The sequence below is a fragment of the Corynebacterium coyleae genome (assembly GCF_030408635.1).
GTDB classification, from domain to species: domain Bacteria; phylum Actinomycetota; class Actinomycetes; order Mycobacteriales; family Mycobacteriaceae; genus Corynebacterium; species Corynebacterium coyleae.
Genome location: NZ_CP047198.1, coordinates 280,349 through 307,177, shown reverse-complemented (window position 1 = coordinate 307,177; position 26,829 = coordinate 280,349). Strand labels below are relative to the sequence as shown.

31 protein-coding genes and 1 pseudogene are annotated in these 26,829 nt (G+C 63.6%); 13 read left to right on the top strand and 19 right to left on the bottom strand.

Annotation, left to right across the window (positions count from 1 at the left end):
- Positions 1-228: pseudogene (locus CCOY_RS01430) on the bottom strand (glutaredoxin family protein); the annotation flags it as partial.
- A gap of 85 nt (positions 229-313) precedes the next feature.
- Between CCOY_RS01430 and CCOY_RS01425 the strand changes: the two are divergent.
- Positions 314-655 carry an HAD family hydrolase gene (locus CCOY_RS01425; protein ID WP_308313697.1) on the top strand — a complete coding sequence of 114 codons (342 nt, stop codon included), beginning with the start codon at positions 314-316 and terminating at the stop codon, positions 653-655.
- Positions 648-1,154 (top strand): GNAT family N-acetyltransferase, encoded by a 507-nt coding sequence (locus CCOY_RS01420; RefSeq protein WP_092101360.1) that lies wholly within the window; start codon positions 648-650, stop codon positions 1,152-1,154. Before CCOY_RS01425 ends, CCOY_RS01420 begins: the two co-directional genes overlap by 8 nt.
- A gap of 350 nt (positions 1,155-1,504) precedes the next feature.
- Here the strand turns inward: CCOY_RS01420 and CCOY_RS01415 are convergent, their stop codons facing one another.
- Positions 1,505-2,362: a class I SAM-dependent methyltransferase gene (locus CCOY_RS01415; RefSeq protein ID WP_092101358.1), complete on the bottom strand. Its 858-nt coding sequence runs from the start codon at positions 2,360-2,362 to the stop codon at positions 1,505-1,507.
- A 255-nt stretch (positions 2,363-2,617) separates the two neighbouring features.
- Between CCOY_RS01415 and CCOY_RS01410 the strand changes: the two genes are divergently transcribed.
- Positions 2,618-2,773 carry a hypothetical protein gene (locus CCOY_RS01410; protein WP_167594490.1) on the top strand — a complete coding sequence of 52 codons (156 nt, stop codon included), beginning with the start codon at positions 2,618-2,620 and terminating at the stop codon, positions 2,771-2,773.
- Between the two features lie 4 nt (positions 2,774-2,777).
- On the opposite strand, the gene CCOY_RS01405 is transcribed toward CCOY_RS01410, so the two are convergent.
- Both CCOY_RS01405 and arsB read right to left on the bottom strand, forming a co-directional pair.
- Positions 2,778-3,185: an arsenate-mycothiol transferase ArsC gene (locus CCOY_RS01405; protein ID WP_070421734.1), complete on the bottom strand. Its 408-nt coding sequence runs from the start codon at positions 3,183-3,185 to the stop codon at positions 2,778-2,780.
- Positions 3,186-3,194: 9 nt separating this feature from the next.
- Positions 3,195-4,274, bottom strand: coding sequence for an ACR3 family arsenite efflux transporter (arsB, locus tag CCOY_RS01400; RefSeq protein WP_092101356.1), 1,080 nt, complete (start codon positions 4,272-4,274; stop codon positions 3,195-3,197).
- Between the two features lie 82 nt (positions 4,275-4,356).
- Between arsB and CCOY_RS01395 the strand changes: the two genes are divergently transcribed.
- Complete coding sequence (locus CCOY_RS01395) at positions 4,357-4,704, top strand: ArsR/SmtB family transcription factor (protein ID WP_070421732.1); 348 nt, start codon at positions 4,357-4,359, stop codon at positions 4,702-4,704.
- A gap of 21 nt (positions 4,705-4,725) precedes the next feature.
- Here CCOY_RS01395 and CCOY_RS01390 read toward each other — a convergent pair whose 3' ends face one another.
- Positions 4,726-5,565 (bottom strand): glycosyltransferase, encoded by an 840-nt coding sequence (locus CCOY_RS01390; protein WP_092101354.1) that lies wholly within the window; start codon positions 5,563-5,565, stop codon positions 4,726-4,728.
- A 48-nt stretch (positions 5,566-5,613) separates the two neighbouring features.
- On the opposite strand from CCOY_RS01390, the gene CCOY_RS01385 reads away from it, so the two are divergent.
- From CCOY_RS01385 to CCOY_RS01365, 5 genes are all read left to right on the top strand, one after another.
- Positions 5,614-6,600: a 1,4-dihydroxy-2-naphthoate polyprenyltransferase gene (locus CCOY_RS01385; protein ID WP_092102931.1), complete on the top strand. Its 987-nt coding sequence runs from the start codon at positions 5,614-5,616 to the stop codon at positions 6,598-6,600.
- 9 nt (positions 6,601-6,609) lie between these two features.
- A complete protein-coding gene (locus CCOY_RS01380; RefSeq protein WP_092101352.1) occupies positions 6,610-7,512 on the top strand; it encodes an AEC family transporter in 903 nt (300 codons plus the stop codon).
- 73 nt (positions 7,513-7,585) lie between these two features.
- Positions 7,586-8,575, top strand: coding sequence for a substrate-binding domain-containing protein (locus CCOY_RS01375; protein ID WP_070840335.1), 990 nt, complete (start codon positions 7,586-7,588; stop codon positions 8,573-8,575).
- Positions 8,572-9,633, top strand: coding sequence for an ABC transporter permease (locus tag CCOY_RS01370; protein WP_070569721.1), 1,062 nt, complete (start codon positions 8,572-8,574; stop codon positions 9,631-9,633). Before CCOY_RS01375 ends, CCOY_RS01370 begins: the two co-directional genes overlap by 4 nt.
- Entirely contained in the window at positions 9,634-10,392 is a 759-nt protein-coding gene (locus tag CCOY_RS01365) for an ATP-binding cassette domain-containing protein (protein WP_070421724.1), read from the top strand.
- Between the two features lie 72 nt (positions 10,393-10,464).
- Here the strand turns inward: CCOY_RS01365 and CCOY_RS01360 are convergent, their stop codons facing one another.
- Positions 10,465-10,776, bottom strand: a complete 312-nt coding sequence (locus tag CCOY_RS01360) for a DUF4229 domain-containing protein (protein ID WP_092101350.1) — start codon at positions 10,774-10,776, stop codon at positions 10,465-10,467.
- A gap of 39 nt (positions 10,777-10,815) precedes the next feature.
- Between CCOY_RS01360 and CCOY_RS01355 the strand changes: the two genes are divergently transcribed.
- The gene (locus CCOY_RS01355; RefSeq protein ID WP_070421775.1) at positions 10,816-11,082 is read left to right on the top strand and encodes a hypothetical protein; all 267 of its coding nucleotides are present in this window, start codon (positions 10,816-10,818) and stop codon (positions 11,080-11,082) included.
- A 222-nt stretch (positions 11,083-11,304) separates the two neighbouring features.
- Here the strand turns inward: CCOY_RS01355 and CCOY_RS01350 are convergent, their stop codons facing one another.
- Genes CCOY_RS01350 through hemL form a run of 8 tightly spaced genes read right to left on the bottom strand, consistent with a single transcriptional unit; the run spans position 11,305 to position 18,566 of the window.
- On the bottom strand, positions 11,305-11,553 hold the full coding sequence (locus tag CCOY_RS01350; protein ID WP_070421722.1) for a helix-turn-helix domain-containing protein: 249 nt from the start codon (positions 11,551-11,553) through the stop codon (positions 11,305-11,307).
- The gene (galE, locus tag CCOY_RS01345; RefSeq protein ID WP_092101348.1) at positions 11,550-12,548 is read right to left on the bottom strand and encodes a UDP-glucose 4-epimerase GalE; all 999 of its coding nucleotides are present in this window, start codon (positions 12,546-12,548) and stop codon (positions 11,550-11,552) included. The genes CCOY_RS01350 and galE overlap by 4 nt, the downstream gene beginning before the upstream one ends.
- The gene (gene ccsB / locus CCOY_RS01340; protein ID WP_092101346.1) at positions 12,548-13,558 is read right to left on the bottom strand and encodes a c-type cytochrome biogenesis protein CcsB; all 1,011 of its coding nucleotides are present in this window, start codon (positions 13,556-13,558) and stop codon (positions 12,548-12,550) included. The genes galE and ccsB overlap by 1 nt, the downstream gene beginning before the upstream one ends.
- A 26-nt stretch (positions 13,559-13,584) precedes the next feature.
- Positions 13,585-15,246 (bottom strand): cytochrome c biogenesis protein ResB, encoded by a 1,662-nt coding sequence (locus CCOY_RS01335; protein WP_092101344.1) that lies wholly within the window; start codon positions 15,244-15,246, stop codon positions 13,585-13,587.
- Positions 15,247-16,020 (bottom strand): cytochrome c biogenesis CcdA family protein, encoded by a 774-nt coding sequence (locus tag CCOY_RS01330; RefSeq protein ID WP_092101342.1) that lies wholly within the window; start codon positions 16,018-16,020, stop codon positions 15,247-15,249.
- Positions 16,021-16,608, bottom strand: a complete 588-nt coding sequence (locus CCOY_RS01325) for a TlpA family protein disulfide reductase (protein ID WP_070482082.1) — start codon at positions 16,606-16,608, stop codon at positions 16,021-16,023. It lies immediately after the preceding gene.
- Positions 16,609-16,617: 9 nt separating this feature from the next.
- A complete protein-coding gene (locus CCOY_RS01320; protein WP_224213124.1) occupies positions 16,618-17,247 on the bottom strand; it encodes a histidine phosphatase family protein in 630 nt (209 codons plus the stop codon).
- Positions 17,244-18,566 carry a glutamate-1-semialdehyde 2,1-aminomutase gene (gene hemL, locus CCOY_RS01315; protein WP_092101340.1) on the bottom strand — a complete coding sequence of 441 codons (1,323 nt, stop codon included), beginning with the start codon at positions 18,564-18,566 and terminating at the stop codon, positions 17,244-17,246. The genes CCOY_RS01320 and hemL overlap by 4 nt, the downstream gene beginning before the upstream one ends.
- A 20-nt stretch (positions 18,567-18,586) precedes the next feature.
- Here hemL and CCOY_RS01310 point away from each other — a divergent pair, with 20 nt between their 5' ends.
- Positions 18,587-19,423 (top strand): NAD(P)-dependent oxidoreductase, encoded by an 837-nt coding sequence (locus tag CCOY_RS01310; RefSeq protein WP_092101338.1) that lies wholly within the window; start codon positions 18,587-18,589, stop codon positions 19,421-19,423.
- Positions 19,424-19,674: 251 nt separating this feature from the next.
- Here the strand turns inward: CCOY_RS01310 and CCOY_RS01305 are convergent, their stop codons facing one another.
- Entirely contained in the window at positions 19,675-20,493 is an 819-nt protein-coding gene (locus tag CCOY_RS01305) for a DedA family protein (RefSeq protein ID WP_092101336.1), read from the bottom strand.
- Between the two features lie 100 nt (positions 20,494-20,593).
- Here CCOY_RS01305 and CCOY_RS01300 point away from each other — a divergent pair, with 100 nt between their 5' ends.
- The gene (locus CCOY_RS01300) at positions 20,594-20,908 is read left to right on the top strand and encodes a FitA-like ribbon-helix-helix domain-containing protein (RefSeq protein WP_092101334.1); all 315 of its coding nucleotides are present in this window, start codon (positions 20,594-20,596) and stop codon (positions 20,906-20,908) included.
- The gene (locus CCOY_RS01295; protein ID WP_092101332.1) at positions 20,905-21,327 is read left to right on the top strand and encodes a type II toxin-antitoxin system VapC family toxin; all 423 of its coding nucleotides are present in this window, start codon (positions 20,905-20,907) and stop codon (positions 21,325-21,327) included. The genes CCOY_RS01300 and CCOY_RS01295 overlap by 4 nt, the downstream gene beginning before the upstream one ends.
- On the opposite strand, the gene CCOY_RS01290 is transcribed toward CCOY_RS01295, so the two are convergent.
- The 4 genes from CCOY_RS01290 to CCOY_RS01275 are packed head-to-tail and all read right to left on the bottom strand — an operon-like array spanning position 21,324 to position 26,826.
- Positions 21,324-22,703, bottom strand: coding sequence for a protoporphyrinogen oxidase (locus tag CCOY_RS01290; RefSeq protein WP_092101330.1), 1,380 nt, complete (start codon positions 22,701-22,703; stop codon positions 21,324-21,326). The two genes, CCOY_RS01295 and CCOY_RS01290, sit on opposite strands and share 4 nt — an antisense overlap.
- Positions 22,703-23,752: a uroporphyrinogen decarboxylase gene (gene hemE, locus CCOY_RS01285; RefSeq protein WP_092101328.1), complete on the bottom strand. Its 1,050-nt coding sequence runs from the start codon at positions 23,750-23,752 to the stop codon at positions 22,703-22,705. The genes CCOY_RS01290 and hemE overlap by 1 nt, the downstream gene beginning before the upstream one ends.
- 26 nt (positions 23,753-23,778) lie before the next feature.
- Positions 23,779-26,304 (bottom strand): heavy metal translocating P-type ATPase, encoded by a 2,526-nt coding sequence (locus CCOY_RS01280; RefSeq protein WP_092101326.1) that lies wholly within the window; start codon positions 26,302-26,304, stop codon positions 23,779-23,781.
- Positions 26,305-26,826, bottom strand: a complete 522-nt coding sequence (locus CCOY_RS01275) for a hypothetical protein (protein WP_092101324.1) — start codon at positions 26,824-26,826, stop codon at positions 26,305-26,307.
- Positions 26,827-26,829 lie beyond the last annotated feature (3 nt).

Genomic DNA, 26,829 nt, shown 5'->3' with positions numbered 1-26,829 from the left:
GAGCTCGGCTTCAAGGTCTGCGTTGTCTACTTCCCAGCATGCAAACTCCTCCTCATCAATGACGACAACCGGCACGCGATCGCCGTATTGGGCGGCGTTGTCGGGGTCCAGGTCGACGTCGACAAGCACTAGCTCCGTGTCACACTTCTCCACCACCGGAGCGATCTGCGCCTCCACCCGCTCGCACGAACCGCACGTGGAGCGCACCATCAGCTCGACCGTCTTCATCGCAACTCGTCTTCATCGTGCCTACGTCGCTCGCCCTTGTATGATTGCTCACGCTAACACCGCCACCGAAAGAGTCACGATTGCCATGTCAGAACAGCGGGAATTCCTTGCACAATGGTCAGTCTCTCAAGGAAACCTCCGCCGCTTCCTTGAGGACCTACTGCAGCAACACGATCTCAAGCAGTGCACCGCCTACTCCGACAGCATCAACGACCTCCCCATGCTTGAGATGGTCGGCTCCCCCGTTGCCGTCAATCCGGACCGTGCGCTGCGCCGCCACGCGAAAGCCCAAGGCTGGGCCGTCCGCGACTACCGTCCGGTGCGCCGCGCCGTACGCCTGTCCACCCTGCCGGTACTGAGTGCCGCGGGTGAGTTCTCTTTGTGGCGGTTGTGGAACAAGCGGCAGGAAAGGACTCACCATGCCTGATGCGTTTGCCCTGCACACCCCGCGGCTTGAGTTGTCGGTGCCTACACATGCGGATATCGATGCCATCTTTGCGATTCACTCAGATCCCCGCACCTACGAGCACCGCCCCGAGCTGACAATGAAGACCCGCGATGAGGCTGTCGAGCTTGCGCGCTCGTGGCAGAACAATTGGGCCGATCAGCAGTTGGGCTACTACACGGTACGCACCCTCGACCGCGCGACCATCGGCTTTACCGGGGTACGACACAGCGAGGAAGCCGACGAAGAAGTCCTGAACCTCTACTACCGGTTCGCACCCGAATCGCAAGGCCAGGGCTACGCCAAGGAAGCCGCAGCCGCCGCGATTGCGAGCGCCCGCGAGCGCTTCCCGACGTTCCCCATCGTTGCCATCATCGACCCTGTGAATGAGGCGTCGATTGGCCTAGCTGTGAGGCTCGGACTTGCGCATGTTCCCGGAGCGGGCGTTCCCGGCGACTACGAGGTGTACCGGCTTTCCTAGGTGGGAAAGTCCGCGTTGGTTGGGACTGTTCGGTGGGTATTGGGGCACGCACGGTTATTGATACTCAAAACCACCGGCGAGGGCCCCTCCTCAACAGAACACTAGCTAGATACCGAGGAAGCCTCTTCACGTTGGTGTCCACTCTTGAGTGGTTTGCTATGAGCTGAGTATAACGAAAAACTGCAGTCCTCGGCTCTCTCCTGATTTATGGAGGGTCAACGGCTGCAGTGTGGACACGAGAATATCGCAGATGGTTTTTAGATACAACCCTTCGGTGAACCTCGACTATCGCCTCCCGTGTCCTTTTGGGTTTGCCTGCCCACCGAAGGTTCGTCGATAGGCAAAGGCTCTTAGGGCTTTGTTGCGGTAATGGCGAATTGGAGTGGTAGGCGCTCGGGATTATCGCGGAGGATGAAACCGCGGGAGTCTTCGACCATCAGCTCCGGCCACGGGCACCACGCGGAGTACGGAGTTTCCTCAAGAGCGGTGACGGTCAGCCCCGCGTCGATGAGCGCAGTAACAATTTCGCCGAGAGAGTGGTTCCACTGATGGTTGCGTGGGCTAGCAAGTTTTGGCGCTCCTGGAGTGGTGACGTAGCTTTCCTCGTCCTCCCAGGTGAGCGGATCAGGCATTTCAAAATACGGCTGCTCAATGCGCAGACCTTGGGAAACGTCCTCTCCGATTGTCATGAACATGGGGTGGTCGTCGCGGATGAAAAACATGCCGCCGGGAGCGAGCAGCTTTGCGACGACCTCCGCCCATCGACGCACCTGCGGAAGCCAGCACAGCACACCTGCGGAGGTGTAGACGAGATCGAATTCGCCGTCGACCGCTTCTCGAGCGTCATAGACGTTGCTCTGGATAAACTCCACGTCCGCGTCGGCTTGGGCGGCGAATTCGCGGGCGTATTTGAGTGACTCCGCAGAGAGATCCACGCCGATGACTCGGAAGGCTCCGCGGCGGGCAAATCCGATGGTGTCGGTGCCCACGTGGCATTGCAGGTGACACACGGACTTCCCGGTGAGGTCGCCGAAGCGGTCAATGTCCACCGCGAGGACATCGCTAATAGCTGCCTTGTCCGCGATCAACGCATCTTTACCGCCGTAGTTGCTGAACATGTGGGTGTGGGCCCGTGAATCCCAGTTGGCTTGGTTATCCGCGAACCAGGAAGCGGTCTCGGACCGCGGTGAGTTAGTCTCCGCGTGCATCGTTACTCCCTCCTACGTCTCATTCCGTTGCCTGAGTTACGCAACTTTAGTTATATTGAAATCAATCGAGACCCCCTCCGAGCTTCCCGTAAGATCAGCGTCATATGAGAGGGGGGCTTTTACCTCGCGGTTACGGCGGCTTCACCCTCATACCGGAACGGTATCGCACGTCCTAAACATTCTTGAGCTTGCGGCTTCGCCCCCGCTTTCCACTCACAAAGCACAACCATGTAATTCGTGCCACAATGCGGCGGTGTGAGGATCGAGAAGCAACGCTCCCGAAAACCGTCTAGTAATCCGAAGTACGCAACCTCCCCCTCCACCACCCACTACCGCGGCACGTCGCCGGCGCGCATGCAGGCGACGAGGTTGCGCAACAAGCAGCGAATCCCGATGATCCCGGCGTACTAGGGCGCTACAGGAGTTCGTCGATAAGCGAGCGCACGCGATTGTCAATGTCGTCGCGCACAAGACGCATGCGCTGCATGCCCTCGATGCCGCGGTGCGAGGGTTCGTCGATACGCCAGCGCTCCAGCGTGCCGCGGGCGTCGTCGGGCATGTCTACCTGCGCGTCTTCGCCGAGCACCACGACGCGATCAACGCTGCGCAGCAGTTCGGGATCGATGGGTTTGGGCGTGCCGTGCGACATATCGGCGCCGGCCTCCGCGATCGCCTCGACGGATTCCTGATTCAGCGACGTACCAGGTTTGGTGCCAGCGGAGTGGATGCCGAGCTGGCTACCCGCGTGCTTCTCTGCGAGCGCCGCCGCCATCTGGGACTTGCCGCCGTTGCCGACGCACACAAACAGGACTGAGGGCTTCATAACGCCTCCTTAGGACAATTTGGGCAAGGTGGGATCGCCCGGGAACAGTTTCGGGCCGATCCCGCGCATGAGGTAGACGAGGCCGACGAGGATGGGGATCTCGATAAGCGGTCCAATCGTGCCCGCCAACGCCTGGGCGGACGTGGCGCCGAACGTGCCGATCGCAACGGCGATGGCCAACTCGAAGTTGTTGCCCGCCGCGGTAAAGGACACGGACGCGGACTGGGCGTAGCCCATCCCGGATGCCTTGGACACCACGAGTGCGATAGCGAACATGCCGACGAAGTAGCACAGCAGCGGGATCGCCACACGTGCCACCGTCCACGGTTGAGAGAGGATCTGGTCGCCTTGCAACGAGAAGAGCAGGACGATTGTGTACAGCAGGCCGATCAGCGCGAGCGGGGAGATCCGGGGCAGGAAGGTGTTTTCGTACCAGTCGCGGCCCTTGGTGCGCTCACCGATGATGCGAGACAGCAGCCCGGCGAGCAGCGGTATGCCCAAAAAGACCAGGACAGAGGACACGATCGCCCAGAAGGAGAACTCCACCGAGGTGGTCTCCAAACCCAGCCAGCTCGGCAGGATTTGTAGGTAGAACCAGCCGAGTACCCCGAACATGAGAACCTGGAACACCGAGTTGATGGCCACAAGCACTGCGGTGGCTTCACGGTCGGCGCAAGACAGGTCCGACCACACCAGCACCATGGCGATGCAGCGGGCGAGGCCGACGATGATTAATCCGGTGCGCAGCTCCGGCTCATCCGGCAGGAAAATCCAGGCGAGCGCAAACATGAACGCGGGGCCGACGATCCAGTTCAAGATGATGGACACGGTCATTAACCGTTTGTCGGTGGCAATCTCGCGGGTCTTGTCGTAGCGCACCTTGGCCAAGGGCGGGTACATCATGACCAGCAGGCCGAGCGCGATCGGAAGCGAGATGCTTCCGACTTCGAGGCGCTCGAGTGCGCCCGAAAGTCCCGGCACTGCCCGTCCAAGAGCGAGGCCCGCCGCCATGGCGAGCATGATCCACACTGGTAGGAAGCGGTCAAGAAACGACATACGCTCTACTGGCTGAGAGGTTGTGTCTTCCATCTGGAATCCTTATCTATTGACAGCATTCAAAACGAACACTAAGCCTCATATTTATCACCGTCAATATGACGAGGTAGGAAGCATGAAGGATTACGTCGCCACTACAGAAAACACTGACCTCGACTGCTGTTCACTGGGCTCCGGCTTGCTCTCCGAAGACGACGCGACGCGCTACTCAGCCCTATTCAAAGTTTTAGCGGACCCCGGACGGCTACAACTTCTCTCCAGAATCGCCGAAGAGGGCTGCGAGCCGATGAGCGTGGGCGAACTCACGCAACGCTCCGGGCTAAGCCAACCGACAGTTTCCCACCACCTCAAAATGCTTACCGAGGCCGGCCTCCTAGAAAAGAGCCGCCAGGGCAGGACGGTCATACACCGGCTGCGCCCGGAGCTGTTCCAGGAACTTCGCACCGTGCTGCAGATGGACTGAGACTAACGGGCGCAGACCTCGTTACACCGCGGCGCGTAGCTTGGTCACGTCCTCTGCTGAGTACGTCGCCGCGATCTGGGTGTCATTACCGCCGGCGAGGTTGTCGCGCGACAACCGCACGCGTTGGGAGCCGGGTACCAGCGGGAACGAGGCGGGGCGGTCCGCCACCTGGCGGACGGGGAACCCGGCGCGAAGCGCGCAGTGGTTGAGCCAGACGTCGTCGGCGCGCGGGGAGACGTCGAGAAACGCTGTGCCACGGGAGGCGACGAACTCCACCATGTTCGGTGGGTACAGCACGCCGTCCACACCGGTGGCGAAGTTCAAGTGCGATGGCTCGGTGGTGCGGACGGGGCGCCACTTTTTGTACGGGGCGATGACGTCGCAATCAAACGTGATGCGGTGGGCGCGAAACGCGGTGACGTTGGCGGGGTCGGCTGCGTGAGTAAGGGTGGTGGCGAAGTTGCGGGGGTAGAGGACGTCGTCGTCAACCGTGATCACGCTGTGGCCGGGCAGTTCCTGGAAGGTGCCGAAGTACTTCGTGTGGGGGCCGAGGCCGCCGGGGGACTTATGGACGTGCAGGCCGCGGTCCACGAGCCCGCGCAAGGTAGCGGGCCACGGTGCATGAAAGTCCGCCGGGTCGAGCCACAAATGCACCGGCAGGCGCTTCGTGCCCACAAGAAGCGAGGCGATCGCGGACGCTGCCGACTTCACCCTCGAACCATGTGTGGTCAGGGAGATGACGGTATCTCCGCTGGTGGGGAAGGCAATATCGGCGTGTTGCGCGGCGTGGTTCAGGATTGGCAGCCGCCAGAACGCGCTCGTCGCCACGAGCCCTTGGCGCACGGCATAGTCAATCCACATGGCGAACTACCCTAGCCCACCGCAACGCAAGGGTGCATGATGGAGTGCATGACTGATTCCGCCGCATTGCACCACTGGTGGGAGGCCGCACGCCCCCACACTTGGCCGAACGCCTTCGCCCCCGTCATCGCCGGCACCGGCGCCGCCGCCCTCTACGGGCTGGCGGACCTGGAGTACGCAATCCTGGCGTTCATCGTCGCCTGGGCGCTGATCATCGGCGTGAACTTTGCCAACGATTACTCCGACGGCATCCGCGGCACGGACGAGGATCGCACCGGCCCGACGCGCCTGACCGCAGCCGGGCTGGCGGAGCCGGAGCATGTGAAGCTCGCCGCGTTTGCATCATTCGCGGTGGCTGCCGTGTTTGGCATCATCCTCTCCATCGCCTCGGGCGCGTGGTGGCTCATCCTGGTTGGCGCGCTGTGCATCGCCGCGGCCTGGTTCTACACCGGCGGCAAAAGCCCCTACGGCTACTCCGGCTTAGGTGAAGTGTCCGTGTTTATCTTCTTCGGACTGGTCGCCGTGATTGGTACGGCGTTTACGCAGACCGGGTTCGTGTCGTGGGAGGCACTCCTGTGCGCCATCGCGGTGGGTGCGATCTCCGCGTCGGTGAACCTGGCCAACAACATCCGCGACATCCCCACCGATGCTGAGGCCGGGAAGCGCACGCTTGCAGTGCGGCTTGGCGACGACAACTCGCGCCGCCTCTTCACCTTCCTGACCCTGGTCCCGTTCGTGATGTCGATCGTGCTGGCCATCTCTGCAAAGCCTGCGCTTGCGGCGTTTATTGCCCTGCCATTTGCGGTAGCGGCAATTATGAAGGTGCGCAGCGGCGCTGAAGGCAAGGACCTCATCCCGGTGCTGGGCATGAACGGCAAGGCGATGCTGATCTGGTCGGTGGTGACAGCCCTGGCCATGGCGTCGGTGGGCTCAGCGATTTTCGGCGGCGCGGGCGAGCCCGTGCCGTACACCTCCGACATGCCGAACGAGAGCGATTTCGGGTGGAGTGAGTACGTCCCGAAGGAGACGTTCTAAGGTAACGGCATGCTTGACGTCCTTACCGGTTTTGCCATCATCTTCACTGTCATCGCAGCGGGGTGGTGGCTTGCTCACAAAGGCGTCATTGGACCGGGCGAGCAACGTCTACAGCTCAACCGCATCGCGTTCTACGTGGCCACCCCGGCGCTGATCTTCTCCTCAGTGGCGGTCTCGGACACGGACGCGTTTTTCTCCCCGGTCATTTTGGTCATCGCGATTGCCACGGTGGCCACGATGATCATCTACTGGATCATCAGCGCCGTGTGGTTCAAGCAGGACACGGCGGAGACGATGGCGGGTGCGGCGTCGTCGAGTTACTACAACTCGGTCAACATCGGCCTGCCCATTGCCACGTATGTGCTGGGCGATCCGACGTACGTCATCCCGGCGCTGGTGCTGCAGATGGCGGTGCTCTCCCCCATCGTTATCGCAGGTCTGGACCGCGGCGCGTCGGGCGTGCTCAAGTCGGTCCTTGCTGGTCTGACCGCCCCGGTTGTTGTTGCGGCTTTCGCCGGCTTCGCGGTGTCGGCCTCCTCGTGGACCGTGCCCGAACCAGTGCTGGCCCCCTTGGAGATCCTCGGCGGCGCCTCCATCCCGCTGATCCTCATGAGTTTCGGCGCGTCGCTCACGGGCGAGAAGGTCCTCCAGAGCCACCGCTTACCGACGATCACCGCTACCGCCCTCAAACTCATCGGCATGCCGGCGGTGGCGTGGGTCGTCGCTACGCAAACGGGCTTGACCGGCAGCGACATGTACGCCGCCCTGATCCTGTGTGCGCTGCCGACCGCCCAGAACGTGTACAACTACGCGGCCACGTACCGCTCCGGCGAAGTGATCTGCCGCGACACCGTCTTCCTCACCACTTTCCTGGCGCTACCTGCAATGTTGCTTATTGCGGGAGTCTTCTGAGTCGGCCCGCGGCGCTGCCTGTGACGCTGCCCATGACCTTGACAAATAGGGTGCTTTGGATCACACTCTTGTAATGCTCAAGGCACGGAAAACACTCGTTGCCGCAGCGCTGATGGCTGCGACGATGCTCGCCGGGTGCTCGTCGACAGGCGGCGCCCCGCGGGCAGAAAACACCGAAGGCACCGCCGGCGGCGTGGACACTCCGCGCTACGTCGTCGCCATGGTCACCCACGGCGCACCGGGCGACACCTACTGGGACCTCGTGCGCAAGGGCGCCGAGGACGCAGCCAAGAAAGACAACATCGAGCTGCGCTACTCCTCCGACCCGCAGGCCCCCAACCAGGCGAACCTGGTGCGCTCTGCCGTGGACGCCGGTGTGGACGGCATCGCCGTGACCATGCCGAACGCCGAGGCCATCGGCCCGGCGGCCCGCAACGCCGTTGATCACGGCATCCCCGTGGTGGGCCTCAACGCCGGTATGAGCAAGTACCAGGACTACGGCATGACCGGCTTCTTCGGCCAAGACGAAACCGTGGCGGGCAACGCCGCCGGCGAGCGCCTCAAGGAAGAAGGCAAGAAGAAGGTCCTGTGCATCATCCATGAGCAGGGCAACTCCTCGCAGGAAGCGCGTTGCGACGGCGTCCGCAACGGCCTCGGCGGCGACGTCGAACTGCTCTACGTCAACGGCCAGGACCTCACTTCCGTGCAGTCCACGATCACCTCGAAGCTGTCGCAGGACAAGAGCTTCGACACTGTGTTTGCCCTCCAGGCGCCGGTGGCCATGCGTGCGACGGAGTCTGTGAAGCAGTCCGGCTCCGAGGCGCAGGTTGCCACCTTTGACACCAACGCCGAGCTTGTCGACGCCATCGCCGACGGCCGCGTCGCCTTCGCCGTCGACCAGCAGCCGTACCTGCAGGGTTACCTTGCCGTGGATTCACTGTGGGTCGCGAAACGCAACGGCGGCACCCTCGGTGGAGGTCGTCCGGTGTACACCGGGCCGTCGTTCGTCGATAAGTCGAACGTGGACAAGGTCGCTGAGGCCGCAAAGGCAGGTATGCGATGAGCACTGCCGTCACAGCCGACGAGTCGCGCGAGGAATCGACCTCCGGCGACGACCGACTACGCACCCACACCGGCCTAGCCAAACTGATCCGGCGGCCGGAGTTCGCGTCCCTGCTCGGCTTCATCGCCATCTTCGCGTTCTTCCTGTCAGTCGCGCCCGCATTCCGTTCCTTTGAAGCGTTTGCGACCACGTTGTACGCGTCGTCGACACTGGGCATCGTGGCACTCGCCGTCGGACTGCTCATGATCGGAGGGGAATTCGACCTGTCCTCCGGCGTCGCCGTGACCACGGCCGCGCTCGCCGCTACGATGCTGAACTACAACCTGCACCTCAACTCGTGGGTCGGCGCCTTCATGGCTTTGGGCATCTCCCTGGCCATCGGCGCACTCAACGGCTACCTGGTCACACGCACCGGCATCGAGAGCTTCCTGATCACCCTGGCGGCCTTCCTCATGCTGCAGGGCCTCAACCTCGCCTTAACTAAGTTCATCACCGGCCAGGTGGCCACGCCGACCATCGCCGACATGGAGGGCTTCCCGTCCGCCCGCAAGGTCTTCGCCGGCACCTTCAACATCGGCGACGTCACCCTCAACGTGACCGTCCTGTGGTGGATCCTGTTCGTCGCCATCGCATCGTTCGTGCTATTTCGCACCAAGTTCGGCAACTGGATCACCGCAGTCGGCGGCGACCAGGACGCAGCCCGCGCCGTCGGCGTGCCGGTTCGCCGCGTGAAGATCCTGCTGTTCATGGGCGTCGGCTTCGCCGCCTGGTTCGTCGGCATGCACACTCTGTTCGCCTTCGACTCCATCCAAGCCGGCCAAGGCGTGGGCAACGAATTCCTCTACATCATCGCCGCCGTCATCGGTGGCTGCGCCATGACCGGCGGCCGCGGCACCGCAGTGGGCACCGCCATCGGCGCGCTGATCTTCGGCCTGACCAACCAGGGCATCGTCTACGCCGGCTGGAACCCCGACTGGTTCAAGTTCTTCCTCGGCGCAACGCTGCTCTTCGCCGTGTTCACCAACACGTCCTTCGCCAAATACACCAAGGGGCGCTAAGTGGCTGTCATCGAACTGAAAAACATCACCAAGTCCTACGGCAGCTTCGACGCTCTGCGCGGCGTGAACCTGACCGTCCGTGAAGGCGAAGTCACCTGCGTCCTCGGCGACAACGGCGCCGGCAAATCCACGCTGATCAAGATCCTCGCCGGGCTCCATCAGCCCACGTCGGGCGAATTGCTTATCGACGACACCCCCACCACCTTCACCTCCCCCCGCGACTCCATCGACACCGGCATCGCCACCGTGCACCAAACGCTCGCGATCGTCGACGAGTTAAGCGTGTGGCGCAACTTCTTCCTCGGCCAGGAACTCACCGGTCGCTTCGGTGCACTCCGCGACACCGAAATGAAACAGATCTGCGCCGAACAACTCCGCGAAATGGGCATCGACATCCCCGACGTCGACGTCGATGCCGGCAACCTCTCCGGCGGCCAACGCCAGGTCGTCGCCATCGCACGTGCCGTCTACTTCGGCGCCCGCGTGCTTATTCTCGACGAGCCCACCGCCGCCCTCGGCGTCAAACAATCCGGCGTGGTCCTACGCTTCGTGGCGGCCGCCCGCGACCGCGGCATCGCCGTCGTCTTAGTCACCCACAACCCCCACCACGCCTACCTGGTCGGCGACCACTTCACCATCCTGAAACTCGGCCGCCAGGAGCTCGATGAGCCCCGCGAGAACGTCACCCTCGACGAACTCACCCACCAAATGGCCGGCGGCGGCGAACTCGAGGCGCTCAGCCACGAACTCGGCCGCTAGCGACGGCTATCGGCGCCCTGGCTGCTAGCGCCGGCTAGCCCCCGCCGCCGGCACCGGCTGTCGGCGCCCTATCTAGCGGTCCGCGAGCTCGCTCTGGATCCACTCCTTGCGAGCATCGCGCTGACGCTTCAGCTCCGCCACCGCCGCGTTCGCCTCCAACCGCTGGCGCTTAAACACCAGCATGGACAGCGGGAACGCCACGATAAGGGCGAGGAGGGCGGACATGATGACGGGCACGGGGGCGTCGATAAGCACTGCGAAGAGCTGAATCACAACCGTCAGCACGATGAACAACACCAGCCGCAACACGCCATACACCGCGACCGCCCTATTCGCGCGCGACTTAGCCTGCGGATCTACCTGCGGAGAAGTTTCCTCATTCACATGGCTAACCCTAACCGGCGGGCAAGTATGTTTAAAACCATGGGAAGATTGCTACTCCTTGCATTGATCATCCTGGCCGTCATCCTCATGTGGAAAGCGTTCGGCCCCGGCTCCGCGCAGCGCTACGGCAGCCAGCGCGGCCTCCAGGAACCCCAAAAGCCGGTCATTAAAGGTCCTGACGATGACGAAGAGTTCCTCTGGAACATCGAGAAGAACCGGTTCAAGGAGCGCCGCGCCCGCGAAGAAGCCGAACGCAAGCGCCGCGAGGATGAAGAACGCCGCCGGCGCCGCGGTGAACTGGACTAGGGGCGGGTTTGCAAATAGTTCCCCGCCCGGGAACTTTCTTGGGTTTGGGAGGAGAAATATTTCACTTCCCCCAGGTCGGTTTTTGAGATCGCGCAAATAGTTCCCGGGTTCCGGCGCGGGCGTGGAACTATTTGTCCCTCCCTGACAGATTTTGCGAAATCTGTCAGGTCCGATTTCTGACCAGGCGCAATGCGGTGCGCTGACAGATTCCGGCAGAAAGTGTCAGTCCGACTCCGCCAGGACAACCTTCAGGCCCAGGGTGTGGGCCACCGAGATGACCTTCTCCCACCGAACGCCGGCGCCGCCGTGCTCGATGGTGTGCAGGGTGGAGCGGGACACGCCGGCGGCGTCGGCGACGTCCTGCTGCAAACGCCCCGAAGCGCGACGCCGGGAGGCAATCTGCTCGCCGAGGGCGATGAGCACCGGATCGTCGCTGGCGGGTTTACCCTGCTTGTTGCGGGGTTTGGTCATCGGTTGGCCTCTTGTTCCAGAACGGCGGGGAGTTTCTCAGACCAGGCCAGGGAGTCGCGCACCCCGTCGGCGATGGAGCGTTCGGGGGTCCAGCCCAACACGTCGTGGGCTTTGTCGGTGCGGGTGGCGCAGCCGACTACGTCGCCGGGGCGGGCCGGGCCGGTGGCCACGGACAGTGGGGTGCCGGTGGCCTCACCGAAGGCCTCGGCGAGTTCGAAGACGGTGGTGCCCTGGCCGGTGCCGAGGTTGATGACGTCGTAGCCGGTGGAGATGTCGTCGAAACGCTGCAGGCAGGCGACGTGGGCGCGGGCGAGGTCCCAAACGTGGATGTAGTCGCGCAGGCCGGAGCCGTCGCGGGTCGGCCAATCAACGCCGGTGACGGTGAAGGTCTCGCCGGCGTGGTAGGCGGAGATCATCTTGCCCAACGCATGGGACGGGACCGGGTTCTGCAGGCCTGTGCGCAGGGCCGGGTCGGCGCCGATGGGGTTGAAGTAGCGCAGGGCGATGGCGTTGAGGTGGCCGGTGGCGGTGTCGTCGCGAAGCACTCGCTCCAACAACCACTTCGACGCGGAGTAGGGGCTTTGCGGGTCTACAGGGCTGGTTTCGTCGACCATGTAGTCGGGGCCCGGCTCGTACATGGACGCGGTGGACGACAGGATGAAGCGGCGCACGCCGAAGCGCTCCATGACGGACAGCAGCGTGATGGATTTGGCCACGTTGTTGTCGTAGTACAACAGGGGGCGCTCGACGGACTCGGGGACGACGATCTTGGCGGCGCAGTGGATCACCGCGAAGATATCGGGATGGTCCGTGAACACGCGCTCCAGCAAGACAACATCAGCGACGTCGCCCTCGTAGCAGGCGAAGCGCTCGCCGAAGGTGCGCAGGCCGGTGGAGAAGTCGTCCAGAATTACCGGCGTGATGCCGGCATCATCGCAGCAGGACGCAATTGTGGACCCGATGTAACCGGCACCGCCGGTGATTAGCACCTTCACTAGTTCAGCCCTGCGTAGGAGTGCAGGCCCGCGATCACGGTGTTGACGTATGTCATGTTGAAGATTGTCATCGCCATGGCGAACACATTAATCCACGCCGCTGCGGTGGACTTCCAGCCGGCGGTAGCGCGGGCGTGGAGGTAGGCGGCGTAGAGGATCCAGGTGATCATGGAGACGGTTTCCTTCGCGTCCCAACCCCAGAAACGGCCCCAGGCTACCTCGGCCCAGATGGCGCCGAAGACGATGCCGATGCCGAAAAGCGGCAGGGTGACCACGGCGGTCTTGTAGGCCATCTGGTCAAGCGTCTTCGCCGACGGCAGCGGGCGTGCAATAGCGCCGAAGAAGCCGTGCTCTTCGCCGCGGGGCTGCCACATACGCAGCAGGTACAGCAGGGCGAACACACCGGAAACCAAGCCGACGGACGCGCCGATGGACACGGAGGACACGTGGACCGGCAGCCAGTAGGACTGCAGAGCCGGCACCACCGGGGCGGCCTGCATGTGGAACACCGTGGAGTTGAGGAACATCGTGATGACCATTGGGAACAGCAGCCACGGCCAGATGGTGTGCCAGCCCTTGCGCTGCACCACCACGGCGGCAACGACCATGATCACAGCGGTCATGAACAGGATGTATTCGTACAGGTTGCCCAACGGGAAACGCTTCGCGCCGAGGCCACGGGTGATAAACGCCACCACGTGCAGCGCCACGCCCACCCAGACCAGCGCCTGGGTCATGCCGGCCCACTTGCGGGCGCTGGCCACCTTGGCGGTGTACTCCGAGTCGTCGAGCGCCGATTGCGTATCGACGACATCCGGCCCGCCAGCTCCCACCAACACCTTCTTCTCTGCCTTTTCGGCCTTCTCCGCCAGGGCTTCGCGGCGGACATCGATGACTGCCGTGACGCGTCCGTAGTAGATGAAGGACATGATCAGCGCCACGATGTAGATGATGAAAGCGGTGCGGAATGTCAGGTCGGACAGCTCCGCCATGGTGGTGTTGACAAGCATAGGTCTTAACCTACTCCACCAGGCACCTATTTTCCAAGGTCATAGGGGTCAAATTCTTCCTCGTCTTCGCGACGTTCGAGGTGTGAATCGTCGCTAAGAAGCTCTGCTGCGAGCTCGTCGAACTCGCGTCCCCACCCCGCGCGGTCCGTTCGGGCGAGGCCGGCGATTTCCACGGCGGTGTGGCCCGGCGTGTCGGACGGGCGCAGGCGGATCCAGATGCGGCGGCGTTTAATCGCCAGCGACCCGGCGAGTGCGAGCAGCATGACGGTGGAGGCGATCAGCGCCCAGATCTGGGTGGTGTCGCGCGAGATTTGGTAGTTGGCGTATTCGGCGGCGCCGTCGAAACGCACCTTCACCTCGCCGCCGTCGGTGTCCACGGTGGCTTCGGAGCCCGGGGTCAACTGGACGCGGGTGACTTTCTGCAGCAGGCCTTCGGCGACGAGCGCCTGGTCGAGCGTGAAGATGTTCTGCGGGCGGCCGGTATCCAGGCCGGCGTCACCGACGTAGACGTCGACGGAAATCGCCGGGTCATCCATCGTGGGGAAGGCGGACTGCAACTGGTCGCCGTTCGGGCCGGTCCAGTTGGCGGTGGGCGCGAAGTTGCCCTCGATGGCGATCTGGTTCTTGCGGCGCTCCCCCAAATCCGGGTACATGCCGGCCGGTGGATCGAAACGCATCACGCCAGACGACAGGAACGTGGTCACGTCCGTGGGGCGGAACTGCACCATCTGGGTGCGGGTTTCCCCATTGGGCCAGGTGATGGTGATCTGCGGGGCGAAGCCGTGGCCTTGCAGGTAGATGCGGTCGCCGTTGATGCGCAGCGGGCCGTTGACGGTCAGGGTGGCGCGATCCCATTCGTCCTGCGGCGCGTTGAGGTCGTCGGTGTAGGTCACGTCCGAGGAGAACTCGTTGGCCTGGCCGTTGTTGAGGTATTTCGCCTTGAAGTCTTGTGATTCGAAGCAGAAGGGGGTCAGGCCGGTGCCGTCGAAAAATGGCCCGGCGCGGAACACGTCGAAGTTGGCGGGCGAGGTGTTGCAGAACACGCGGGGCTGTTCGACGGGGATGGCGTTTTCGTGCTCGGAGTTGGTGATCACGATGGCCTGGCCTTCATAAAACACCATGCGGCCTGCGGCGAAGGCGACGATCATGCCGACGATGCCGATGTGGAAGATCAGGTTCATCAACTCGCGCGTGTAGCCGCGTTCCGCCGAGATGGAGAACACGCCCGCGCGGTCTTCGTCGGGTTGGTATTCGGCGACGTGCCAGCGTTTGAGCTTGTCGCGCACTTGCTTTGCGACGACCGCCTCGTCCCCCTCAACCACACCCTCCGTATGCATTGGCATGCGGGAGAGGTAGCGCGGGGCGCGGGTCGGCTTGGCGTTGTAGGCTCGCCAGTGGTCCATGGAGCGCGGGATGATGCAGCCGATCAGGGAGATGACCAGCAGGAGCACGATGGCGACGAACCAGGTGGAGTTGAAGACGTCGAAGAGTTGCAGGCGGTCGTAGATGGGCCCCATGGTGGGGTTGGCGCGCAGGTAGTCGTCGACAAGCGTTGCGCTGACTTGGCGCTGCGGCAGCAGAGCACCCGGCACGGACGCGAGCGCGAGGATGAACAGCAGCATGAGTGCGGTGCGCATGCTGGTGAGCCAGTGCCACGCCTTGCGCAGCCAGGTTTGTGCCGTCTTCATTTAGATGATCGTCCCTCCGAAACCGTCGACGAGTTGGCGCGACCAGCCGATGAACGCGTCCCATGCGCCGGTGAGCAGCATAAGCCCGACGAGGATCATGGCGATGCCGCCTGCGATCTGGATGGCGCGCGAATGCTTGCTTAGAAAGTCGATGGAGCGCACAGCTTTCGACGACCCCAACGCCACCAGCAGAAATGGCAGGCCTAGGCCGATGCAATACGCGACGACAAGCAGCACGCCGCGGGCTGCGGTAAGCCCCTGGGTGCCAACCGACACCGAGATGATCGACGCCAACGTCGGCCCCAAACACGGCGTCCACCCCAGCGCGAACACACCGCCGAGCAGCGGCGCGCCAAGGATCGTGGTCCACTTTTTGGGCTGCATGCGGGTGTCGTTTTGCAGCGCCGGCACCGCACCCATGAACACCAGGCCCATGAGGATGGTGACCACCCCGCCGATGCGGGTGAGCGTCTGGGCGTTGAGCGCGATCGCGCTGACCGCGCCGAACACCGTGACCGTGGCCAGCAGGAACACAACCGTGAACCCGGCGACGAACAACGTAGCCGCACCGGCGACCGCCCAGTGTTTGCGGGCCACGCGCGGGCCATTGTCGTCCATGGTCATCTCGCCGCCGACCACGCCGGTCAGATACGAGATGTAACCCGGCACCAGGGGAATCACGCACGGGGATGCGAACGACACCAGCCCGGCCAGCGCGGCGGCAAGCAGGCCGAACAGCAGCGGGCCGTCGGTGACGATGTCGGCAAGGCCCACCTAGGCCTCCTCAGCCAAGCGGTCAACAACCTCGATGATGTCATCCGCGGTCACACCGCGCAGGAACACCGCGGCCGGACGGTGCTGCTTGTCCAGCACGATCGTCGTCGGGATCACCGAGGACGGCACGCCGCCGAGCGATGCGGCGGTCTTAAACGGCGGGTCGTAGATGGACGGGTAGGTCACGCCGTTGTCTTTGACGAAGTCCCGGGCAATCTCCGCATTGGAGTCGCGCACGTTGATGCCCAGCACGGTGCCCTGCCCGTTGGCCTGCAGGTGCTGCTGGATCTCCTCGAGGTCATCCACCTCCGCACGGCACGGCGCGCACCACTGGCCCCAGGCGTTGAGCACCACGATCTGGTTCTCAAAATCCGACAGTGCGATCGTCTGGTCTGGCTCCATGAGGGACTCGCCCTCAAAACCGGCAAGGGGCTTGCGCTCCGCCTCGTCGTAGGTGATCTCCGTCTGGCCACCTGGGGAGTGGAACGAGAAGGTTCCGCCCTGGTCCGCCGACGAGCTTGAGCAGGCCGAAAGCGCCAGCGCCGCCGCGCAGCACGCAGTGGCGATAAGCTTCCGCTTCTTCGTCATGGTGTCTACCTAGATCTCCTGGGCTGGGGTGTTGTAGGCCCAGTCAACAACACGGCCACCTTCAAACACAAGTGACGTCACGCTGGCCAGGTCGCACTGGCGGCTCATGTGCGCCAGCGTCTTACCCTGCACCTGGCGCTGCACCATGACAATGGGCAGCTGGTGGCTGACCATGACGGCCTCGTGGCCGTCGGCGATGTCGCGGGCGTCGATCACGGCCTCCCACATGCGCTCCAAGATGGCGTCGTAGGACTCGCCCCAGCTCGGTTTGAACGGGTTGGTCATGTGGCGCCAGCGGATCGGATTGGCCAACTGGGTGCGCCAGCCCTTGGTACGTAGGCCCTCGAAGGTGTTGCCGGCCTCGAGGATGTCCTCGCGGGTCTGGATCTCGCAGCCGGTCACCTCCGCGATCGGTTGCGCCGTTTCTTGCGCGCGCTCGAGCGGGCTCGCCGCCAGGTACGTCACGTCGCGGCCTTCAAAGAACTTCGAGGTGACCAGCGCCATGGACTTGCCTCGCGACGACAAGTGGTAGCCCGGCATCCGCCCGTAGAGGATCTTCTTCGGGTTGTAGACCTCCCCGTGGCGCACCAGGTGCACAATCGTCCGGGACTGCCCGCCCGGGTTCAACGCGTCGCTCACTCCGGCGCCACCGCCTGGGCAGCAGCCTTCGCGGCCACCGCAAGGGCGTCCTCGATGCGACCGAAGTCCTCGTCGGTCAGCGCGGTGGAGACGAACCAGGTCTCGAACGCGCTCGGCGGTGCGTACACGCCAGCGTCCAGCAGGGCGTGGAAGAACGGTGCGTAACGGAACGTGTCCGCTGCCTGCATGTCGGCGAAGTTGTGGCCCTCGCCCTCAGCAAAACGCACGGACAGCATGGTCGCGGCGCGCTGGATGTGGTGGGCGACGCCTTCACGGGTGAGGGCGTCGTTAAGCAGCTGCGCGAGCGTATCCGCGTTGCGGTTCAGCGTCGGGTAAATGTTCTCGTTGGCCAGACGCAGCGATGCCAGGCCGGACGCCATGGCAACCGGGTTACCGGACAGGGTGCCTGCCTGGTAGACGGGGCCGTTCGGCGCGAGCTTCTCCATAATGTCGCGGCGACCACCGAACGCGGCTGCCGGCAGGCCGCCGGAGATGACCTTGCCAAAGGTGGTCAGGTCGCCGGCGACGTTATCCACGCCGTACCAACCGGAGTAGGACGTGCGGAACCCGGTCATCACTTCGTCGAGAATCAACAGCGCACCGTTGAGGTGTGCGACCTCCTTGAGCTTCGCGTTGAAGTCGTTCTGCGGCGCGACGGTACCCATGTTGCCGGCGGCGGCCTCGGCGATGATCGCGGCGATCTGGCCCTCGTTTTCACGGAAGGCGCGCTCGACGGCCTCGATGTCGTTGTACGGCACGACGATCGTGTCTGCCGCCTGCGCACCGGTTACACCCGGCGAGTCCGGCAGGGAGAACGTTGCAATGCCGGAGCCCGCAGACGCCAACAGCGCGTCGACGTGACCGTGGTAGCAGCCCTCAAACTTCAGAATCTTCGGACGGCCGGTGAAGCCGCGGGCGAGGCGCACCGCAGACATGGTGGCCTCGGTACCGGAATTGACCATGCGCACCTCATCCACGGACGTGCGGGCCACGATGTGCTCGGCGATCTCGATCTCAGCCTCCGTCGGCGCACCGAAGCTCAGGCCGTTAACCAGGGCCTTCTCTACCGCCTCGATGATCTCCGGGTGGGCGTTGCCGTGCACCATCGGGCCCCAGGAGCAGACGAGGTCGACGTACTTGTTGCCGTCGACGTCGATAAGTTGCGAGCCGTGCGCACTCTGAATGAAGCGGGTCTGGCCGCCAACCGAGCCAAACCCGCGCACAGGCGAGTTCACCCCGCCCGGTGTGAAACGTTGCGCGCGCTCGAACAATTCTGCCGAACGCTGCGTATTGCCTGAAGTCGGGTTCTGGGAAGTCATGGTTGTCTATCGTAGGCCATATGAATATTGCGTTTTTAGGCCTTGGCCGTATGGGAACTGAGCTCGCGCTCAAACTTGTCGACGACCACTCGCTGACCGTGTGGAACCGCACCGCCGAAAAGACCACTCCCCTGGTCGAACGTGGCGCGCGTGCCGCCGAGACGCCGGAGGAGGCCGTCAAGGGCGCGGACCTTGTCATTACGTCGTTGTTCGGCCCGGACACCGTCCGTGAGGTTGTCATCGAACCGTCCCTCATCCCCGAGGGCGTGACCTGGGCCGACTCCACCACGATCTCCCCGGAGGACGCCGCCGAGTTCGCCGCTGCCGTCCCCGGCTACGTCCACACCCCGGTGGTCGGCTCGCTGCCGCCCGCCCGCGCAGGCAAGTTGGGCGTCTACGTCGGCGGAGCCGATGCTTCTCGACGATCCACCGTCGCCGACGTCGTCGCCCCCTGGGCCGCCGCCAACCCGGAGCGTTTGAAGGTTGTCGATTCGGCCCCAGCCGCCGCCACCGGCAAGCTCTTGGCAAACCTGGCGTTGGCCGTGACCATCCAGGGCTTCAAGGAGGCGTTGGTTTTGGGCGAGTCGCAGGGCCTGGCCCCGGAGCAGGTTGTGGACATGCTCGGCTCGACCGGCCTCGAGTTCATCGTGAACATGAAGAGCCCGTTCCTTCTGGGTGAGCGCTCCACTTCGCCTGGCGACTTCACCGCCGACGCCATCGCCAAGGACGCCCGCCTCATGCTGGCCACCGCCGACAAGGACCTGCCGGCCGTCGCCGCAGCGCTTGCCTCCCTGGAGGAGCAGCAGGAGGCCGGCCGCGGCGACGAGGACTTCTCCACCGTCGTGGTCAACCGGTAGGGGCGGGTGCCTCCTGCCCTCCGTCGCCTCCGCCTCTGTCCTTGCTCCGCCCCTCGCCCCTGCTCCGCCTCTGTCCTTGCTCCGCCCCTCGCCCCTGCCCTTTAAGTGAAGAAAGTTCCCGCTCAGGGAACTTTCTTCACCCCGACAGGCAAGAAGATTCACTTTCCCCAGGGAAGACGGCAACCAGAACGAAAATAGTTCCACGCCCCAACCGGGAGCGTGGAACTATTTTGCGTTGGCGACCATTTTCGCTACTTGCCTGCCTCGAGCTCGTTGCCCACGGCCTCGACGGCGCGCCCTTTCTTCTTCGACTGGTTGCGGAAGATACCGAAAAACACCACGACCAACAGCGCAATTGCAACCCAGTTGGCCACCTTGGCGTACTGGTCCAGGACCTCCACGACCGGCTCACCGATCCACCAGCCCAGTCCAAGGTAGAGGAACGACCAGAGGGTTTTGGAGATGAAGTTCAGCACCATGAACTTCCACAACGGCATACCCGAGATGCCCATGAACACGAACACCACAAATGCGATCGGCAACGGAATGGGCACGTACGCCAGGAAGATACCGATCCAGCCGAGCTTGATCGCCCACCCTTCCACGCGCGCGATGTTCTTCGCCGCGCGTTTCGAGTTCGCCGCCTGCACGTCCAGGATGCCGCGACCCCAGAGTTTGCCGGCCCACCAGTAGATCCAGTCGAACTTGATATTCACCAAGGACCCGATGAGCAGGTAGATCAGCCAGTGGGGCGCCTCCCCCACCGCGGCGAGCGCACCGGTGGAGGCGGCGCCGACGCGCGAGCCGGTCAGTGCCAGCAGGACCGGTGGGTGCAGCCCGAGCAGCCATGCACGCAGCGGGATCATCGCCAGGCCGAAGATACCGACGAAGCCAAACCAGGCAAGGCACCAGTAGTCGGCTTTGGTGGGTTTGCCGTTCCAGGGCAGGCCTTCTTCTTCCCACCATTCCTTCTCGGCGGGTTCGGTGGGTGCCGCGGCATCAGCAGCGCCGGCAGCTTCGGCGGCTTCGGCAAATTCGGCGGTGTCGCGCTCGTTGGCGTGTTGTTCCATAGGTGATCAACCTAGCGGAGAACCCACATTTGCCCCTAGCCACACATCGCCCATCGGTGCTAGCATTTTGACAGCATAATTTGGATCGTAAGGAGGCAGCATGGGCGCTATCCAAAAAAGCAAAGCGACGCGCATCACGCGTCGGGCTGAGACCACGGTCGCTGAAAAGCCAGAGAAGACCGTAACGTTGACTATCCGTGGCGTCGACGAGAGAGTGCGCCACAAGATCAAACTTCAGGCCAGTATGAATGGACGGTCTATGGAGGCAGAGGTACGTCATATTCTGGAAGAAGCAGTCCGACCTGTAAAGGCTGGCTTGGAGCTTTTCGAGCTCTCCCAAGAGGTGGGAGGTATGGATGACCTCGCCGGTGTTATGGATGAAGCGGTCACCGCCCGTCGCGGTGGTCAGTCATGATCATCCTTGATACGAACGTTGTTTCAGAGCTTTGCCGGAAGGCTCCGCACGAAAACGTCAAACGATGGGCAGCCACCACAGACCCGAAGCAGTGCATTACTTCCATTACAGTCGGCGAGATTGTCCGAGGCGTTCGGAGTTTGCCGTCAGGTGCCCGACGGAACGAAATTCAGCACGTTGTCTTCTGGCAATTGTCTAATTTCGAGCAGCGCAACGGTGTCCTTGCTTTTGATACAGACGCTGCCTGGGCATTCGGCGAAATCGTCGTGGAGCGAAAAAGGATGGGTCGCCCGATCCATGACGCCGATGCGATGATCGCCGCGATTTGTCGCGCCCACGATGCCTCGCTTGCCACCCGTAACCTCAAGGATTTTGAGGGCACGGGTGTGGAGGTCATCGACCCCTGGGAGGATGCCTAAAGCAGTTGCTTGGCGACGACGCGCGCGTCCGCCACTACCGCCGGCACCCCCACGCCGCTCGCCCAGGCGCCGGTGACTGAGATGCCGTCAACCTTGTCGATGATGTTTCGGACGTTGGCCACGGTGGCGAGGTGGTGTTCGTCGAAACGCGGCAAGCCACCGAACCAGCGCTGGACGAAGATTTCTTCCAAGCCGGCCTCGCGGCCGTCGAAGCCGGTGATGGTTTTCAGGTCGTCGAGCGCCCAGTCCACCAGGTCGTCTTCGGTGGCGGTCAGGGCGATGTTGTCGCCGAAGCGGCCGAAGCTTGCGCGCACGATGGCGCCGCCACGTTCGGCGAGATGCGGCCACTTGCGGGAGGAGAAGGTGAACGCCTTGGCCTTCACGTCGTCGGCACCGGTGGCGACGAGGACGCCGGAGTTCTGCGGTAGGCCTTCGTCGGTGGCAAACCGCATGCCGACCACCGCCGAGTTGGCCAGCTTCACCGACTGCAGTTCCTGCGCTGCCTCCGGCGCGACTTCCTTGAGCAGCAGTGCCGCGGTCGGTGCGGGTACGGCGAGGATGACGTGGTCGTAGACGGTGTCCTCGCCGCCTTTGAGGCGGAAGCCGTTGCCTTCGCGGCGAATCTCCGAGATGAACGCGTCGATGTAGATGTCCGCCCCGGACTGCTCCGCGAGGGCTTCGTAGAGTTCGTGGTAGCCGTCGCGGAACGTGTTAAAGACCGCCCCCTGGCCGGTTGGCAGCTCCGCGCGGGAGCGCTCCAGGTTGGCCACGGCGGTAGACAGGTGCACCTTGCCGTCGCCGGCTTCAGCGAGGCGATCGAGTTCTTCTGCCAGTTGCGGGATGGTGGCGCGAACGCCCAGGTCATCGGCGGTACAGGAGTAGACCCCACCAAGCAGAGACGACAGGATGACGTCGACGACTTCGTCGCCGTAGCGCTCGCGCACAAGTTTGCCGACGTTCATGTCGCCGTCGGTGTCCCAGGTGAAACCTTCGCGGTTAGCTTCGTCGTCGATACGCGCTGCGGTTTCGGCGCTGACCAAGTGCGCAACCGTTTCGGAGGTAGACGGGATACCCATCACGCCGCCGGTAGGCAGACCGCGGGCCTCGCCATTGGACCAGATCAGGGAGCGCAACCCGGACGGCTCGACGAGCGAATCACCAAGACCCAACTCGGTGAAGAACTCGACTGCGTCCTTGCGGCGTGCGAGGAATGCCTCGGCGCCCATATCGGTCGGGCCAGCCTCGAACGCGACGGTGTAGAGCTTGCCGCCGATGCGGTCAGTGGCTTCGTAAACGTCGGCTTTCGCATCAGCATTACGAAGCTCGAACGCTGCAGTCAGACCGGCAAGGCCTGCGCCGATAATGGCGATGTTCATTAAATCTCCTCGTGGATGATGCGTACGGCCTCAGTGATGGCGTCCGCATCGGTGGTCGGCAGGACGCCGTGGCCCAGGTTGAAGATGTGTCCGGTGGCATCCCCCGCTTCGACCGCGCGGGCGGCCTCGTTCTTGATGCGGGCGATCTCCTCGCGCACGACATCGGTGCCGGCGAACAGCAGCGCCGGGTCCAGGTTGCCCTGCAGCACGCGCGGGGAGGCGAAACGCTTAGCGGCGGTGTCCAGCGGCACGCGCCAGTCCACACCCATCACCTCGCTGCCTGCCTCAGACATGGCGCCGAGCAGCTCGCCGGTGGCCACACCGAAGTGGATGCGCGGGATCTCTCCCGCCACTGAATCCAGGATTTCAACCGAGTACGGCAGGACAAACTCGCGGTAGTCGGCTTCGGTGAGGAAGCCTGCCCAGGAGTCGAAGAGTTGCATCGCGTCGATGCCGGCCTCGACCTGCGTGCGGAGGAACTCGGTGATCGTTGGCACGAGGCGACGCATGAGCGCGTGCCAGGTTTCCGGATCGCCGTGCATCATCGCCTTGGTCTTCTCGTGGTTCTTGCTCGGCCCGCCTTCGATGAGGTAGCTGGCCAGAGTGAACGGCGCGCCTACGAAGCCGATGAGTGCCTGGGTGTCGGTCAGTTCGTCGAGAATAATGCGGATCCCCTCGGCGACTTCCTCCACGGTGTGGTCCAGGATCGGCAGGTTGTCTACGTCCGCACGGGAGCGAATCGGAGCGTCCAGCACCGGGCCCGTACCCGGCACGATCTCCACCCCAACACCCGCTGCCTTCAGCGGCACCACAATGTCAGAGAACAAGATCGCCGCGTCCATGTCGTGGCGGCGCACCGGCTGCAGCGTGATCTCCGCGAGCAGTTCCGGCATGAAGCACGAATCCAGCATTGCAATGCCTTCTCGCACCTTGCGGTACTCCGGCAAGGAACGGCCGGCTTGGCGCATGAACCACACCGGGGTGCGGGACGGAGTGCGGCCATAGGCGGCCTCAAGGAACGGAGCGTTAACAAGGTCGCGTCTAGTCATAGTGCCTTAGCCTACCTGCGAAAAGCCTAGATCTTGAACCGGCGTGCCCGGCGCGACTTCGCCTCGATGAACAGGGAGCTGCCCAGCATGAGCAGTGTCGCACCGACGGGTGGCAGCGCTCCAGCTGCGGCGAGGACGACTGCGGTGGCGTTATACGCAACGGCGAAGGCGAGGTTGCTGTTGGCGATGCGTTTAACGCGTTGGGCGTGCTCGATGAGTTGGGGCACGGACATGACGTCTTCGCGGATGAGAACGACTTCGGCGTCGTCGCTCCAGCGTGGCTCTTTGGTGCCGGCGAGGTCGTCTTCGGCGAACAGGATGCCGGAGTCGGCCACACGCAGCGTGGGCAGGACGGAGGCGTCGCCAACCATGGCAACGTTGGAACCTTGTGTGTGCAGTGCACGCACAGCATGGGGTTTGTCCAGCCCGTGAATGCCGGCAAGCACTTGAGAGATGCCGAGGAAGTCAGCGAACCGGCGCGCCACCGGGTAGGTGTCGCGGGTGAGCATGACGGTTTCCACACCCATGGATTCCAGGCGGTCGATGGCCTGGATGGCGTCGTCTTTAGCGGGGTCGTACAGCGTGATCACGCCGCGGTCACGTCCACCCCACCGCACGACGACGGGTGTGCCGCCAGTCGTGGCGGCGACGGAGAGTTTGCCGTGGAGTTGCGACAGGTTCGTCGGGCGCCACAGCGATGCCGCAAACGTTTCGGAGCGTGCGTTTTCACCAGTGCCCCACGTTGCGGTAATTGGTCCACCGAACTCGCCGTCGGGTGAGAAGGTGTCACCGTTGGCTTCGATCCAGTCTGGGATGCGTGGGTCGCCGGAGCGGGCGTCGCGTGCTCCTCGTGCTGCTTTCACGATTGCTTTGGAGGCCGGGTGGTCCGAGTCGGCAGACAGGACGCCGGCGATGCGCAGCACCAGTTCAGTGCTTTCGCCACGTACTGCGGTGACGGTTTCCACATGCATTTCCGGTTTGACCAGGGTGCCCACACGGTTGAAGACGACCATGTCGGTGTCGGCCAGGGTGCGAAGCGCGTTGCCGTCGCGCACAAGCATGCCGTGGCGCACGGCGGAGTCGAGGCCTTGGCGCATGGCGAGTGCAGGTGAGATGGCCAAACTCACGGGTGCGACGACGACCAGGATGGCCAGCGACGTCGCAGCGGCCGTGTTGATGTTGCCGTTAAACAGCAGCCAGAGTCCGAAGTTGAGCACCGCGATGACATAGGCGGTTGGGATCAGCAGGCCCGCGGAGCGAGTCGAGACCATGGTGGCTGCGTTTTGGTGACGTGAGGCGTCGTCAAGCCAGCGCTGCACCGCCGCAAGCAGTGTGGTGTGGCCGACGCGCGCGGCGCGGACTTTGATCTCGCCCGAGGCGAGCACCGAGCCGGCGGTGACGATCGAGCCGACTTTGAGGATTTGGTCGCGGTGCGTATCGACGAGCTCCCCACCAATCCGGCCGGAACCACCAACCACTTCCCCATCGACTGGGATGATGTGGCCTGCGGTGAGCGTGACGTCGTCGCCACGCCTGATCTCTGTTGCAGGCAACGCTTCGGGGCTGGGTGTGCCGCGTTTGTCGCGGTGATCCACGTTGTAGACGTCCTCGGCGCCGGGCCTGCGGGATTCGAGTTCCTCGCGCAGATCGGTGCGCACCTGCATGGAGAAGTACCTGCCGAATAGCAGCAGCGTGGTCACGGTGCAGGACACTTCGAAATACAGCTCGGGGCTGTCTGACATGCGCAGTGGCATCCAGCTGCCGGTGGTGGTGTAGCCGATGTCGCCGACGCTGGTAAACAGCAGCATGGCAAACGACCACACATAGGAGGCCAGGATGGCGATCGAACTCGCACCGTCTAGCGCCGAAATACCGCGACGCACGCCGCCTGCCATGGCGCGGTGGAACGGGGATGCGCACCACAGCGCCACCGGGGTGGCCAGCGCGAAGCACACCCACTGCCAGCCCGGGAAGTCCAGCGACGGGATGTAGGTGAGTAGCAGCACCGGGATGGTCAGCAGCACCGCCACCACAAGGCGCGTCGGTGTGACTAGGTCGCGGGCGGTAAACAGCACGTCGCCTTCACGGCGGGAGCGGCGCGACACCGGGCGCACGAACCCTTGTGCACGGGCGAGCAGGTTCGCCTCTTCGTTACGACGATGCTTCGCCCGGCGCGGCATCGGGTGTTCCTGCCAGTAGCGGCCGTGTGCGCGACGCTGCAGGGTCGAGTCGGTCACGGTTGCGGTGACGCCGAAGCTTTCGATGGTGTCGGTGAGCTCCACAAGCGGCGTACTTGCCGGTGCGGTGACCCACGCCATCTTCGTCGGGTACACCAAGCGCGCCGACACACCTGGCAGCGCCTCAAGTGCTTCGGCGATGTCGGTCAGTTGGGGCCCGTCCTCAATGCCCTCCAGCTCGAAGGCGTAGGAGGCGTTGGGGCGGACAAGTTCCCCGTCCAGGTCCCACGTCGCAGTGCCCGGGTCAATGCCTGCTTGGCGTGCGGCGTGGCGGGCTTCCTCGATGCAATTGTCCAGGTGTTCGTGGTTGCTCACTTACGCAACTCCCCTCCACAGGTCGCCACTTCGCGTATCGACGAACACATTCGCCGCCGGCCGGAACATCCCAAACAGGGCTGCGACAAGCAGGATAACCACCACGATGGAGGCCCAGCCAGCCACGCCGATGAAGAAGCCGGCAACGTTGAGGAACACAGTTGCCCCAATGCCTGCGGCTGCAATCCTTCGCGCAGTCTTCGACCCTTTATGGAAGTAGGCCGCACTCATCGACAGCAGGATGGCCAAGGCGATGTTGCCCCACGCCAAGATGCGCAGATTGAACCGGAAACGTTCGATCAATGCTTCGTCGGCACCTTCGATCATCCAGGTATCCGGCAGCCGGTCAGGCACGCCCTTGACCAGGGTCATCAGCCCGATGACGATCATCAACACCGCACTGGCAACCACCAGGTAGTAGGCGGTACGTAGCGGTCGGGGCCACTGCTCGGTGGCCTCGCCGCTGTACCTACGGTTCTTGTCATTCGGGTCTGAGACCATCGTGGGGAACATGCCTGCCATTGG